The organism is Dactylosporangium siamense, assembly GCF_016862795.1.
In the GTDB taxonomy this organism is placed as follows: domain Bacteria; phylum Actinomycetota; class Actinomycetes; order Mycobacteriales; family Micromonosporaceae; genus Dactylosporangium; species Dactylosporangium siamense.
Genome location: NZ_BONQ01000177.1, coordinates 14,760 through 27,330, shown reverse-complemented (window position 1 = coordinate 27,330; position 12,571 = coordinate 14,760). Strand labels below are relative to the sequence as shown.

Here is a 12,571-nt window from a genome sequence, read left to right as displayed (position 1 = left end):
TCCACGGGCACGACGGTAGCCGCCGCGCCCGGGTCACGGGTCGCGGCGGCCTCCGCCGGGTCGAGCCGCACCGTCTAGGCCAGCACGTCCGCCAGCGCGAGATGCTCCATGCCGTGCGCGTCGGCGACCGGCCCGTACGTCACGTGCCCGTCGTGCGTGTTGAGCCCCAGCGCGAGGGCCGGGTCGCGGCGCAGCGCCTCACGCCAGCCCCGGTTCGCCAGCTCCACCACGTAGGGCAGGGTGACGTTGGTCAGCGCGTACGTGCTGGTGTGCGGGACCGCGCCGGGCATGTTCGCGACGCAGTAGAAGATCGAGTCGTGCACCTTGTACGTCGGCTCGGCGTGCGTGGTCGGGCGGGAGTCCTCGAAGCAGCCGCCCTGGTCGATCGAGATGTCGACGAGGACGCTGCCGGGCTTCATCCGCTTCACCAGGTCGTTGGTGATGAGCTTCGGGGCCTTCGCGCCCGGCACGAGCACCGCGCCGATGACGAGGTCGGCGTCGAGGACGGCGCGTTCGATCTCGTAGCTGTTGGAGGCGACCGTCTGCAGGTGCCCCTGGTAGATCGCGTCGGCGCCGCGCAACCGGGAGATGTTCTTGTCCAGCAGCAGCACCTCCGCCTGCATGCCCAGCGCGATCGCGGCCGCGTTGAGGCCGGAGACGCCGGCGCCGATGACGACGACCTTCGCGGCGTAGACACCGGACACGCCGCCGAGCAGGACGCCGCGGCCACCGCCGGCACGCATCAGGTGGTACGCGCCGACCTGCGGTGCGAGCCGCCCGGCGACCTCCGACATCGGGGCGAGCAGCGGCAGCGACCGGTCGGTGAGCTCGACGGTCTCGTAGGCGATGCCGGTGACCTTGCGGTCGACCAGGGCGTCGGTGCACGCCTTCGACGCGGCCAGGTGCAGGTAGGTGAAGAGGACCTGCCCCTCGCGCATGCGGTGGTACTCCTCGGCGATCGGCTCCTTGACCTTCAGGACCAGGTCGCCGGCGGCCCAGGTGTCGTCGGCGGTCGGCAGGATCTGCGCGCCGGCCTCGCGGAACTCCTGGTCGGTGATCGACGAGCCGTCGCCGGCGCCGGCCTCGATGAAGACCTCGTGCCCGTTCGCGGTGAGCTCGTGGACTCCGGCGGGGGTGATCGCCACCCGGTACTCGTGGTTCTTGACCTCGCGCGGAACTGCGACCTTCACGTCTCGTGACCCCTCTCCACCAGCGACGACGGTGACGCTGCGTGTACCAGCGGCAGTCTATGGCGCCGGGACGGCCCGCGAAGGCAGCACAGTGTGAACTCCTCCGGGGGCGGATTGACACAGTGTTGCCTGCTGGTGGTCAGGACTCGCCCGAACGGCTGATCTATGCTGTGCGGCCATGACCGTCTACGGCGGGCCCCGCCCGACACCGCCGCCACCGCCGCGCATCAAGCAGGACCCGCTGCTCTTCGGCGCGTTCGGCTTCCTCGTCGTCGCGGTCGTGGCAGGACTGGTCTTCGCGTTCCAGGGCGGCGGCAGCGGCGACGGCGGTCCGAGCGCCGCCGAGCAGCAGACCGGCGCCCCCGCCGAGCAGGCCCCGTCGCAGGCCGCGTCCAGCGCCGCTCCCCCGCCCGCGCCGTCCAGCGCCGCGCCGTCACCGCCCCCACCGCAGGGTGTGATCGCGGCGAAGCCGACGCTGCTGCGGGCCTCGCACTCCGGGCTGTGCATGCAGGCGCCCGACGGCAACGGCGCCGCCGCCGTCCAGATGCCCTGCGACAACAACCCGACCCAGGTGTGGATGCCGCAGCTGGTGGGCGGCACCCAGGACGTGTACGCGTTCGTCAACACCAAGGACAACCGCTGCCTGGACGTCAACGGCGGGTCGAAGGACAACGGCGCCCAGATCGTGCAGTGGGACTGCCACGGCGGCCCCAACCAGCAGTGGCGCCTGCAGCGCGACGGCGACGGCTTCCGGTTCGTCAGCCTCAACAGCGGCCGCTGCATCGGCGTCGACTCCGCCAGCCCCGCCCCGGGTGCGGTGCTGCGGCAGTGGGACTGCGACAACTCCCCGAACCAGCGCTGGCAACTGCCGTAGCGGCGACCGCAACCAGCTCCGGCGTAGCGCTTGTCGAGTCGTGACGTCCGGCCCGGTTCAGCGCGTTCTTCCAAACCGTACCCTGAAGCACCTAATCGCCGAACGGTCCCGTCACCAATCGTAACCGCGCCTGCGCCGGGCCCTTACAGCGCGGCGATGTCGCGGGACTCCAGGACGTGCTTGGTGCCGCCGGTGCGGGCGACGTGCAGCATGGCGCGGCCGATCTGCTGGGTCGTGGTGGCGATGCCGGGCGCGAAGCGGACCAGGCCCGCGGTCAGCGGGCGCAGCACGGTGTACATCGCGCGGTACAGCCGGACCTTCGACACGGCGCCGTGCATCGGCTGGATGAAGCCGGGCCGGAACATGTAGGCCCGCAGGTCCATGGCGAGCAGCGTGTCCTCGACCGAGCCCTTCACCTGCGCCCACTTGGCCTTGCGGCTGGTTCCGGTGCCGGCGCCGGACACGTAGACGAACGTGGAGCCCGGTGACACGGCCCGCGCGGCGGCCAGGGTGTAGTCGACGGTGATCCGCCGGTACACCTCCTCGGACATGCCGACGGAGCTGACGCCGAGGCAGAAGAAGCAGGCGTCGTAGCCGGTCAGGTCGACGCCGGTGAAGTCGGTGAAGTCGCCGTGGACGGTCTCGCGGAGCTTCGGGTGCCGCTGGCCGGTCAGTGAACGGCCGACGACGAGCACCTCGGTGACGTCGTCGGCGAGCAGGCACTCCCGCAGGACACCCTTGCCGACCATGCCGGTGGCGCCGAAGACGATGACTCGCATGCCCATCATCATGCCCGCAGCACGGACAGGGTGGCGCCCTGGAGGGTGGTGTACAGGTCGGAGTCGGTGAAGTCGGCGCCGGTCTCCTCGCCGACGTAGACGTCCACGTGTTTCGAGCCGCCCATGCCGGGTGTGAACTCGTCGACGATCGTCCAGGTCGGCGCCTTCAGCCTGGCGCAGACGGCGGCGGTGACCTCGGCCGCGGAGCCGCATCGCAGGACGCTGAACCGGGCGCCGGCGCGCAGCACGTCACCGTCGGCGGCGGCGGACACCCACGGCACGAGCGGGCGGCCGGCGGTGTCGCGCGGGGCGGTGTCCATCCAGTACCCGGTGTCGTAGGACCAGTTGAGGTATCGCCCGTCGGCGACGCGGCCGGTCCCCTCGTCCTTGACGGCCTTGACGAACGACGCCGGGAAGCTGCCGAGGTCCCGCTGGTTGCGGCCCTTCTCGCAGTCGATCGTCGGGCAGCCGGTGACCTGCTGCGACGCGCCGCCGTGCAGGGCGGCGACGGCCGTGTAGTAGACGGTGACCTCCCAGCCGGTGGAGATGACGGGGCTCGCGCCGGGAGGGAGCGTCGGCATGTCGGAGATGCCGGGCAGCGCGCCGGTCTGCGGTGGATGTCCCGGGGTCTCCGACACCGTGGCCCCCGGCGAGGGCGAACCCGACGAGCACGCCACCAGGACCGTCACCGTCAGCAGCGCCGCGATTACCCGTACCACTTCCTGATCTTCTAATCCTCGGGGCGGCGCCGCTCCTGTTTGCGCAGGCCGGTGCGCCGCTTGTCCGTGAGCCGCCGCTCGATCGCCCCTTTGGAGGGCTTTGTGCGTTTCCGCGGCCTGGGTGGCGGGGCGATCGCCTGCGCGATCACGGTCACCAGGCGCAGCTCGGCCGCGCGCCGGTTCTGCAGCTGCGAGCGGTGCTCGGACGCGACGATCGACAGCACGCCGTCCACGAGCCGGTTGCCGAGCCGCAGCAGCGCGCGCTCCTTCAACTCCGAAGGCAGCGCCTGCGTCGCGCCCAGGTCGAAGCGCAGCTCAACCCGGGAGTCGGTCGTGTTGACCGACTGGCCGCCGGGCCCGCCGGAGCGGCTGAACCGCCAGCCGAGCTCCGTGCGCGGCAGTGCAATGTCGTCGGTGACCCGCAAGTCGTCGTCCACGCCGTCAAGGATGCGGGTACCGGTCTGCATCTTGCACTCCAGGGTGACTTCCGCGCGTGTTCCGGATCGGGTCGGGGTACTCTCGGCTTCGTCGCAGCGGAGACGCAGCGGAAAGGTGACACCGTGGCTGAGGCCGTTGAGACGGCACTGCTGGTCGAGGAGTTCGACGCTGAGCAGATCACCCCGGTGCGGCACGCCGTGAGCCGGGCCGCGGCGGCTGTGGGCCTGCTCGGCCAGCGCCTCGAGGACTTCGTCCTGGCCGTCAACGAGATCGTCACCAACGCGGTCCGGCACGCCGGCGGGCGCGGCGCGGTGAAGCTGTGGACCCTCGACGGCACGCTGCTGTGCGAGGTCACCGACAAGGGCTCCGGCATCCCCGCGGAGCGCCTGGACGGCTCCACGCTGCCGCCGAGCAACGCGGTCAGCGGCCGCGGCCTGTGGCTGGCCAGGCACCTCGTCGACGAGGTCACGGTGCGGTCGACGCCGGCGGGCACAATTGTCACGCTGCGGAGCTCACTGGCGGGTTAGCATCCAGTCGTGCTCCGCCCCTCCTACCCCATCCGGACCGAGCGGTTGACGCTGCGCCCGTTCACCGAGGGCGACTTCGCCGACCTGCACGCCCTTACCGGCGACCCGGACGTCGTGCGCTACCTCTACTGGGACGTCCACGACGAGGAGATGACCCGGGCCTCGCTGAAGAACCGCATCGCCCAGGACGCGCTCACCGCCGAGGGCCAGTGGCTGGTCCTCGCCATGGACCTCGACGGGCGGGTCATCGGCCAGGTCGTGCTCAAGTGGGAGAGCGCGGTGAGCCGCCAGGGCGAGCTCGGCTTCGTCCTGCACCCCGGCTTCCAGGGCAGGGGCTACGCCCGGGAGGCGTCCGAGGCGATGCTGCGCCTGGGCTTCGAGGACCTCGGCCTGCACCGCATCTGCGGCAAGTGCGACACCCGCAACGTGCCGTCGTGGCAGCTGCTGTCCCGGCTCGGGATGCGCCGGGAGGCGCACTTCGTCGAGGACGAGCTGTTCAAGGGCGAGTTCGGCGACCAGTACGTCTACGCCATGCTGGACCGGGAGTGGAAGACCCGCTACACCTCGTCCACGTAGAGCCACACCCCGTCGACCTTCACGAAGCGGCTCGTGTCGTGCATCACGCCCGGCTTGCCGTCGGCCTCGTAGCGCGCCTTGAACTCGACCGTGCCCTCGCTGTCGAACAGCCCGCCGCCGGTGCGGTCCAGGATGTACAGGCCCTTCCAGTGCTGCCCGTCCTCGACCGTCAGCAGCCGCGGGCGCGTCTTGTCGTGCCAGGTGCGCAGCAGGAAGTCGCGGTCGCCGACCACGTACGCGCTGTACCGGGCACGCATGAGCAGCTCGGCGCTCGGCGGCGCGTCGGTGCCCCGGTGGAAGCGGCCGCAGCAGTCGTCGTAGGGCTCGCCGAGCCCGCACGGGCAGAGTGACATGTCAGGATTGTCCACGATGCCGTTGGGGGCTCACACCGCGGACACGCTTGAACGCCGCGCTCAGCGCGAAAGCACCCCCGTAGCCCACCCTCCTGGCCACCGCGCCGAGGGTCGCGCCGGGTTCGAGGAGCAGGTCCGCGGCGAGCGCGAGCCGCCAGCCGGTCAGGTACGCCATCGGCGGCTCCCCCACCACGTCGGTGAACCGCCGGGCGAGCAGCGCCCGCGACACGCCGACCTTCTCGGCGAGCACAGCGACCGTCCACGGGTGCGCCGGGTTGTGGTGCAGCAGCGTCAGCGCCGGCCCGACGACCGGGTCGGACTGGGCCCGGTACCAGCCCGGCGCGTCGGACGATGGGCGGTCCAGCCAGTCCCGCAGCGCGGAGATGAGCATCAGGTCCAGGAGCCGGTCCAGGACGGCCTCCTGCCCGGGCCGGTCCTTGTCGATCTCCCCGGCGAGCAGCGCGACCAGGTGCCCCTCGCCGCGCACCACGACGGCGTCCGGCAGCGCGCCGAGCAGGCGACGGCCGACCTCGCCGGCGAGTTCGTAGGCACCGGTGATGACGAGTGTCGGGCCGTCGGGATCGGTACCCCACGTGCGGACGCCCAGGTGCATGACCTCGGCGAGGTCCTGCCCGTCGGGTGTGGTGCACCGCTGCCCCGGGTGGATGACGATCTGCGGCTCGGTGCCCGGCGGGTCCGCCACGGTGTAGTGGCCGGGGCCGCGGATGACCATCACGTCGCCGGGGCCGATGGTGCGCACGGCGCCGTCGTCGGGGATGTACGCGGCCTCGCCGCGCACCATCGCGACCAGGGCCAGGGCCGCCTCGTCCCGGATCCGCAGCGACCACGGCGGCGCCAGCACCGACCGCAGCAGAAACGCCCCGCGGGCCCTCGGCCCGTCGAGCAGCGCCGTCAACGCGTCCACACCGTAGACGATGACATATGCATCGGCGATGCTCGACCATGGCCCGTCTGCGATCGACCCGGTTGACTGAACCGCATGGAACAGTTGCGCAGCGCCGTCCTCGCCACGGCGACCCTCTTCGTCGGCCTGTCCGCGGGCGTCTTCTTCGCCTACTCGACCTCGGTCATGCTCGCCCTGCGCCGCGTCGACGACCGCACCTTCGTCGACGTCATGCAGAAGATCAACTCGTCGATCCTCAACGGCTGGTTCCTCGGCGCCTACATGGGCGCGCTCGTCGCCGCGGTCGTCGCGGTCCTGCTGCACCTCGGCGGCGCCCACCGCGCGATGCTGCCGTGGCTGATCGCGGCGACACTGCTGTACGCCGTGGTGTTCATCGTCACGGCCGCGGTCAACGTGCCGCTCAACAACCAGCTCGACGCCGCCGGCCTGACCGACCCGGCGGCGGCGCGGGCGGTGTTCGAGGCGTCCTGGAACCGCTGGAACACGGTCCGCACCGTCTCCTCGGCCGCCGCGCTGCTCACCCTGGCGATCGCCCTGATCAGGGCCTGACGATCCGGTAGACCTCAGCCGAGGTCTACCGGATCATGCAACGTCAGGTCGCGGACGACGCGGGCCGCAGAGTCTTCCAGTCGCGGTCCCGGGCGTGCGCGGCGCCCAGCACCCCCACCAGGCACGCCGCGTTGGTGATCTCGCCGCTCAGCGCCATCCCCACCGCAGCGTCGAGGTCAACCCAGTGCAGTTCCATCTCCGCCTCCTCGTGGGTACGGGCATGGCGCTCATGGTCCGGCACCGGCGAGATGTCCCGGGCCAGGAAGAGCCGGATCTTCTCGTTGGAGCAGCCGGGCGACGGGTGCACCTCGGTCAGCAGGTCCCACGTCGCGGCCGCGAGATCGACCTCCTCGGCCAGCTCCCGGGCGGCGGCGTCGACGAGCGGCTCCCCTTCGACGTCGACCAGCCCCGCGGGAAGCTCCCACAGCACCTGCTGCACCGCCGGCCGGTACTGCCGCACGAGCGCGACCCGCCCGGCGGTGTCGACGGCGACGACACCGACCGCACCGACGTGAACCATGTAGTCCCGCTTCGCCGTGTCACCACCGGGCATCACGACGTCGTCGGTGAAGATCGCGAACACCTTGTTGCGCAGGCGCTCGGTGTGCGACAACACCTCATACGTCATGCTGTCCCCCTGGTGAGCGGCCCGAGACGCTGCGCTGACCGCTCACGCGTCGACCGTTTCCAGCTCGACGGGCAGCCGGTCGGCGGCGTTGTACGCGACCGCGGCGCCGACGAACGCCGCGAACAGCGGGTGCGCCCGGGTCGGGCGGCTCTTGAGCTCCGGGTGCGCCTGGGTGGCGACGAAGAACGGGTGCCGCTCCCGGTCCAGCTCGACGAACTCGACCAGGCGCCCGTCCGGCGACGTGCCGGAGATCAGCAGCCCCGCGGAGGTCATGGCCTCGCGGTAGGCGTTGTTCACCTCGTACCGGTGGCGGTGCCGCTCCGACACCTCCGGCTCGCCGTAGGCCTCCGCGGTGAGCGTGCCGGGGGCGAGGACCGCCGGGTACGCGCCGAGGCGCATGGTGCCGCCGAGGTCGCCCTTGCCCGCGACGATGTCCTCCTGGTCCGCCATGGTGGAGATGACCGGGTCGGTGGCGTCGCCGTCGAACTCCAGAGAGTTGGCGCCCTCGATGCCGGCGACGTTGCGCAGCACCTCGATCGTCATGCACTGCAGGCCGAGGCACAGGCCGAGGGTCGGGATGCCGCGCTCCCGGGTGTACTGGGCGGCGCCGATCTTGCCCTCGATGCCACGCACGCCGAAGCCGCCGGGGATCACGACACCGTCGACGCCGGCGAGGGCCTGGGCGGCGGTGGCCGGGGTGGTGCAGGCGTCGCTGGGCACCCAGCGGATCTCGACCCGGGCCCGGTGCGCGAACCCGGCGGCGCGGACCGCCTCGGTCACCGACAGGTACGCGTCGGGCAGGTCGACGTACTTGCCGACGATCGCGACGGTCACCGTCTGCCGCGGGTGGTGGACCCGTTCGAGCAGGTCGTCCCACTTCTTCCAGGCCACGTCCCGGAACGACAGGCCGAGGCGGCGCACCACGTAGGCGTCGAGACCCTCCTCGTGCAGCACCCGCGGGATGTCGTAGATGCTCGGCGCGTCCGGCGCGGACACGACCGCTTCGGCGTCGACGTCGCAGTACAGGGCGAGCTTGTTCTTGGTCTTCTCCGGGATCTGCCGGTCTGAGCGGCAGACGAGCGCGTCGGGCTGGATGCCGATGCTGCGCAGCGCGGCGACGGAGTGCTGGGTCGGTTTGGTCTTCAGCTCGCCGCTCGGCGCGAGGTACGGCACCAGCGACACGTGCAGGAAGAAACAGTTGTCGCGGCCGATGTCGTGCCGCACCTGGCGGATGGCCTCCAGGAACGGCAGCGACTCGATGTCGCCGACGGTCCCGCCGACCTCGGTGATGATCACGTCGGGTGCCACGCCGTCGGCGTCGGGGGCCGACATCGCCCGGATCCGGGCCTTGATCTCGTTCGTGATGTGCGGGATGACCTGGACGGTGTCGCCGAGGTACTCCCCGCGCCGTTCCTTGGCGATGACCGCCGAGTAGATCTGGCCGGTCGTGACGTTGGCGTTGCCGGACAGGTCCTGGTCCAGGAACCGCTCGTAGTGACCGATGTCGAGGTCGGTCTCGGCGCCGTCCTCGGTGACGAACACCTCGCCGTGCTGGAACGGGTTCATGGTCCCGGGGTCGACGTTGAGATACGGGTCCAGCTTCTGCATGACGACCCGCAGACCGCGGGCGCTGAGCAGACTGCCGAGGCTGGAGCCGGTCAGACCCTTGCCGAGTGAGGAGGCGACGCCCCCGGTGACGAAGATGTGCTTAGCCTGCCGGCTCGCACCGGTCCGTGTCGAAGAGCGATCCACGGGAGTTCAGCCTAACAGCAGGTGAACGGCCCCGCTCCGGACACTCCGGGCCGCTCAGCCGTTGGGACGCTCACCGGGTCCGGTCGTCGGCGTGGTCCAGGACCCGCAGACACGCCAGGACGGTCAACGGCGCCGCGGTCGCGAGCGCGGCGCCGAGGACGTTGAGCGACACCCCTTCCACGACCCCCGCGAGCACGCTGGCCAGCACCAACCCGGCCAGGGCGCCACGGACCGGCGGGAACACCCCGAGCAGCCGGCGGACCCCGCCCCAGTCCCGGAGCAGCACGAACGTCACGTAGAGGACGGTCCCGATGACCAGGATCGTCAGCGGGCTGGTGACCGTCGTCACCACGTTCGCCTCGCCGATGCGCCGGGCGATGTACCCGGCGGTGCCGTCCTGGGTGCGCACCAGCAGCCGGCCCACGCTGCTGCGCTGGTCCTCGGGGCGGAACAGGTCCAGCACCCCGATCCCGGCGGTGACGGCGAGCGCCGCCGCGACCGCCCAGATCAGCCGGGTGATCGTCAGCCACCCGCCGACGGCGAGGGCCGCGGCCGTGCACACCCCGGCGGTCAGCGCCACCGCGCCGGAGGCGTCGGCGCCGAGGTACGGGCTGCCGATGACGATCATCCCGACCGCGCCGACGACGGCCATGACGAACGGGCGCCAGCGCCGCTCGAACCGCTGGGCGAGGCTGGCACCGCCGAGCAGGACCCCGGTGACGAGCAGCCCGAGGCCGATGACGCCGACCCCGGCGTAGCGGCCGCCGGCCGCGGCGGAGTAGCCGGCGACGCCGTTGAGCTGCAGCCGCGCCCCGGTGAGCACGTCGAGCGTGACGGCGAGGGCACCGACGGCGGCGACCCCGCCGAGCGGCGCGTTGGCCCGGCTCCGCGACGATGACCACGCGATGACGAGGGTCGCGACAGCGAGAGCGGCGAGGGTCACACCGGCGAACCCGAGCCCCGGCGACGACCACCGCCACCACGGCAGCAGGTCCGCGACGAGCGCCGCCGGCACCGCCAGCGACGCCGCGATGAGCAGCACCTCGGCGGCGCGCACGACGACCCGCGGCGCCGGCGGGTGCGCGACCGGCCCCGCCGGCCGCCGGGCCCACCGCAGCAACGGCACGACCAGCACGAACAGGGCCAGTTCGGCGACGACGAGCAGCGTGAAGAACGTGGAGCCGACCCGCTGCTGGACGCTGGCCTCCCGGTCGGCGTCGGCGAGCCGCTCGACGGCCCGCCCGACCGAGGCGGGCCGGCCGTCGCTCATCGTGGCCGCGCCACCGGCGAACAGCTTGCCGGGGATCGGCCGGTCCAGGGCGGCGAGGGCGGTCGGGGCCAGGTCGACGACCTGCACGTAGCCGGGCCGGGACGTCGACGGCGAGGTGAGCCAGCCGCCCGTGTAGCCGGGGCCCTGCGCGATCGCGACGTGCAGGCGGGTGCCGGCGTCCAGGTCGGACAGGCCGGCGAGCACGACCACGGCCCGGGCCGGCCGGGCCGCGATGACCGTGGCGAGGGCCGCGTCGGCGCGGCGGGCGTCGCCGGCGCGGGACGTGGCGTCGTCCCCGGCGATCTGGCCGAGGTCGACGAGCGTCAACGCGCACGCCGACAGCACGTCCTCGTCGACGGTGTCGGCGTACCGGTCGACCCGCCCGTACGGCCTGGCCGCGGCGACGGCCGCCCCCGGCCCGACGGCGGTGGTGCAGCGCACCCCCTCGGCGAGGGCACCCGGCTGGGCGCCCCAGTGCAGCGCCCGGTTCTTCGCCACGACCCCGTCGTGGTCCGGCAGCGACGCGCCGGTCTTCGTCCCGTCCGGCGTGATCGACACGGCGAGGGGCGGGCACTCGGACGTGATGGGGCCGCTCGTGTACGTCGCGTAGTTGCCGGCGCCGAGCGTGAGCCAGCCGTCACCGGCGCAGGTGACCCGCCGCGCGGAACGCACCGACAGCGCGCCGATCGCGCCGTCCTGCGCCAGCTGCCACATCGTCGGGGTGTCGGTCGGGTTCACGTCGTCCCAGCGCAGCCCGGCGACCCCGACGATGATCACGTAGTCGGCGGACGGCCGCGCCGTGGCCGAGTCGGGCCGCGGGATCAGCGCGAGGAGGGCGAGGACCCCGACGAGCAGGGACAGCAGCGCCGGGGTGGAGCGATGCAGCCGGTGCCGCATCAAGGCCCCCCGCGGGAGCGCACCTGCGCGTACACCGCCTCGACCTGTTCCAACGTGTCGCGTTCGGTCGGCCAGGTCGCCGCCCGGGCCAGGCCCCGCCGCCCGAGCTCCCGCAGCGCGGCCGGGTCGGCGAGCAGCGCCTCCGCGGCGGCGGTGAACCCTTCGACGTCGTGCGGCTCGACCAGCCGCGCGCCGTCGCCGACCACCTCCGGTATCCCGCCGACGGCGGTCGCGAGCAGCGGCACCCCGGCGGCCAGGGTCTCCTGCACGAACAGCGGCTGCCCCTCCCACACGCTGGTCACCACGACCAGGTCGGCGGCGGCGAGCAGGTCCGGGATGTCGTCGCGGTAGCCGAGCAGGTGCACCGGCGCGTGCTCGGCGGAGATGCGCTGCGCCAGGGTCATGTACGAGGGGCCGCTGCCGGCGATCGCCACGAACGGCTGCGGCCGTTGTTCATCCGAGGACCACTTGGCCGCGACGAGGGTCTCGAAGCCCTTCTGCGGGTGCAGCCGGCCGACGGCGAGGAGGAGCGGCTGGCCCGGCTCCACACCGAGCTCCTCGCGCATCTCGTCCCGGCTACGGGTCGCGGCGGGAAGCACCGGGGCGGGCACGAGCGCGAGGCGCACGTCCCGGCCGCCGAGCTCGCGGGCCCGCTCCACGAGGTCCGTCGACACGCCGAGGGTCACGTCGGCGGCGCGGGCGACCCGCCGTTCCAGGGGGTGGTAGAGCTTCGCCCGCAGGCCCTGCGCCAGGACCAGGTTGTGCCAGGTGACGACGAGCGGGGTGCCGGTGGGGCGGGCGAGCCCGGCGACGAACCCGGCGCGCAGCCCGTGCGCGTGGATGACGGTCACGTCCTTGAGCGACCTGCGCAGCGCCCGGACGGCGAGGACGTCACCCGGTTGGGGGCTGGCCGGGATCTCGACCGGCACGAACTGGGCGCCCCGGCCGCTGAAGCCGAACTGGGTGTCGGTCGCGGCGGGGCCGTGCACGCTGACGTCGGCACCGTGCGCGACGAGGCCGTCGACGAGCATGCCGACGTGCCGGCCGACGCCGCCCGTGCTCGACGCCAGGACCAACGCGATGCGGGCGCCCAC

At 72.6% G+C, this 12,571-nt stretch carries 14 protein-coding genes; 4 read left to right on the top strand and 10 right to left on the bottom strand.

Annotated elements, in window-relative coordinates:
• Positions 1-74 precede the first annotated feature (74 nt).
• Complete coding sequence (gene ald / locus Dsi01nite_RS52005) at positions 75-1,190, bottom strand: alanine dehydrogenase (protein WP_203853942.1); 1,116 nt, start codon at positions 1,188-1,190, stop codon at positions 75-77.
• 178 nt (positions 1,191-1,368) lie between these two features.
• Between ald and Dsi01nite_RS52000 the strand changes: the two genes are divergently transcribed.
• Entirely contained in the window at positions 1,369-2,064 is a 696-nt protein-coding gene (locus Dsi01nite_RS52000; protein ID WP_203853941.1) for an RICIN domain-containing protein, read from the top strand.
• 143 nt (positions 2,065-2,207) lie between these two features.
• Here Dsi01nite_RS52000 and Dsi01nite_RS51995 read toward each other — a convergent pair whose 3' ends face one another.
• From Dsi01nite_RS51995 to arfB, 3 genes are read right to left on the bottom strand one after another with little or no spacing between them, the layout of a single operon-like run.
• Positions 2,208-2,843 (bottom strand): Rossmann-fold NAD(P)-binding domain-containing protein, encoded by a 636-nt coding sequence (locus Dsi01nite_RS51995; protein WP_203853940.1) that lies wholly within the window; start codon positions 2,841-2,843, stop codon positions 2,208-2,210.
• An 8-nt stretch (positions 2,844-2,851) separates the two neighbouring features.
• A complete protein-coding gene (locus Dsi01nite_RS51990; RefSeq protein ID WP_203853939.1) occupies positions 2,852-3,562 on the bottom strand; it encodes an RlpA-like double-psi beta-barrel domain-containing protein in 711 nt (236 codons plus the stop codon).
• Positions 3,563-3,573: 11 nt separating this feature from the next.
• Positions 3,574-3,999 (bottom strand): alternative ribosome rescue aminoacyl-tRNA hydrolase ArfB, encoded by a 426-nt coding sequence (gene arfB, locus Dsi01nite_RS51985; protein WP_203853938.1) that lies wholly within the window; start codon positions 3,997-3,999, stop codon positions 3,574-3,576.
• A gap of 123 nt (positions 4,000-4,122) precedes the next feature.
• Here arfB and Dsi01nite_RS51980 point away from each other — a divergent pair, with 123 nt between their 5' ends.
• Positions 4,123-4,527, top strand: coding sequence for an ATP-binding protein (locus Dsi01nite_RS51980; RefSeq protein ID WP_203853937.1), 405 nt, complete (start codon positions 4,123-4,125; stop codon positions 4,525-4,527).
• Between the two features lie 9 nt (positions 4,528-4,536).
• Positions 4,537-5,103, top strand: a complete 567-nt coding sequence (locus Dsi01nite_RS51975) for a GNAT family N-acetyltransferase (protein WP_203853936.1) — start codon at positions 4,537-4,539, stop codon at positions 5,101-5,103.
• Here the strand turns inward: Dsi01nite_RS51975 and Dsi01nite_RS51970 are convergent.
• The gene (locus Dsi01nite_RS51970; RefSeq protein ID WP_203853935.1) at positions 5,085-5,456 is read right to left on the bottom strand and encodes a YchJ family protein; all 372 of its coding nucleotides are present in this window, start codon (positions 5,454-5,456) and stop codon (positions 5,085-5,087) included. The genes Dsi01nite_RS51975 and Dsi01nite_RS51970 overlap by 19 nt on opposite strands.
• Before the next feature lies 1 nt (position 5,457).
• A complete protein-coding gene (locus Dsi01nite_RS51965) occupies positions 5,458-6,381 on the bottom strand; it encodes an AraC family transcriptional regulator (RefSeq protein ID WP_203853934.1) in 924 nt (307 codons plus the stop codon).
• 75 nt (positions 6,382-6,456) lie between these two features.
• Between Dsi01nite_RS51965 and Dsi01nite_RS51960 the strand changes: the two genes are divergently transcribed.
• Complete coding sequence (locus Dsi01nite_RS51960; RefSeq protein ID WP_203853933.1) at positions 6,457-6,930, top strand: anthrone oxygenase family protein; 474 nt, start codon at positions 6,457-6,459, stop codon at positions 6,928-6,930.
• Between the two features lie 43 nt (positions 6,931-6,973).
• On the opposite strand, the gene Dsi01nite_RS51955 is transcribed toward Dsi01nite_RS51960, so the two are convergent.
• The 4 genes from Dsi01nite_RS51955 to Dsi01nite_RS51940 all read right to left on the bottom strand — a co-directional run bounded on the left by Dsi01nite_RS51955 (position 6,974) and on the right by Dsi01nite_RS51940 (position 12,571).
• The gene (locus Dsi01nite_RS51955; protein ID WP_203853932.1) at positions 6,974-7,558 is read right to left on the bottom strand and encodes an NUDIX domain-containing protein; all 585 of its coding nucleotides are present in this window, start codon (positions 7,556-7,558) and stop codon (positions 6,974-6,976) included.
• Between the two features lie 42 nt (positions 7,559-7,600).
• Positions 7,601-9,310 carry a CTP synthase gene (gene pyrG / locus Dsi01nite_RS51950; RefSeq protein ID WP_203853931.1) on the bottom strand — a complete coding sequence of 570 codons (1,710 nt, stop codon included), beginning with the start codon at positions 9,308-9,310 and terminating at the stop codon, positions 7,601-7,603.
• A gap of 70 nt (positions 9,311-9,380) precedes the next feature.
• The gene (locus Dsi01nite_RS51945) at positions 9,381-11,477 is read right to left on the bottom strand and encodes a hypothetical protein (protein ID WP_203853930.1); all 2,097 of its coding nucleotides are present in this window, start codon (positions 11,475-11,477) and stop codon (positions 9,381-9,383) included.
• Complete coding sequence (locus Dsi01nite_RS51940; RefSeq protein ID WP_239137064.1) at positions 11,477-12,571, bottom strand: glycosyltransferase family 4 protein; 1,095 nt, start codon at positions 12,569-12,571, stop codon at positions 11,477-11,479. The genes Dsi01nite_RS51945 and Dsi01nite_RS51940 overlap by 1 nt, the downstream gene beginning before the upstream one ends.

Excerpts from the sequence above, each read along its gene's own strand:
- Dsi01nite_RS51945 (WP_203853930.1), bottom strand. The coding sequence starts at position 11,477 with ATGCGGCACCGGCTGCATCGCTCCACCCCGGCGCTGCTGTCCCTGCTC.
- Dsi01nite_RS52000 (WP_203853941.1), top strand. The coding sequence starts at position 1,369 with ATGACCGTCTACGGCGGGCCCCGCCCGACACCGCCGCCACCGCCGCGC.
- Dsi01nite_RS51960 (WP_203853933.1), top strand. The coding sequence starts at position 6,457 with ATGGAACAGTTGCGCAGCGCCGTCCTCGCCACGGCGACCCTCTTCGTC.
- Dsi01nite_RS51995 (WP_203853940.1), bottom strand. The coding sequence starts at position 2,843 with ATGCGAGTCATCGTCTTCGGCGCCACCGGCATGGTCGGCAAGGGTGTC.
- Dsi01nite_RS51970 (WP_203853935.1), bottom strand. The coding sequence starts at position 5,456 with ATGTCACTCTGCCCGTGCGGGCTCGGCGAGCCCTACGACGACTGCTGC.
- Dsi01nite_RS51955 (WP_203853932.1), bottom strand. The coding sequence starts at position 7,558 with ATGACGTATGAGGTGTTGTCGCACACCGAGCGCCTGCGCAACAAGGTG.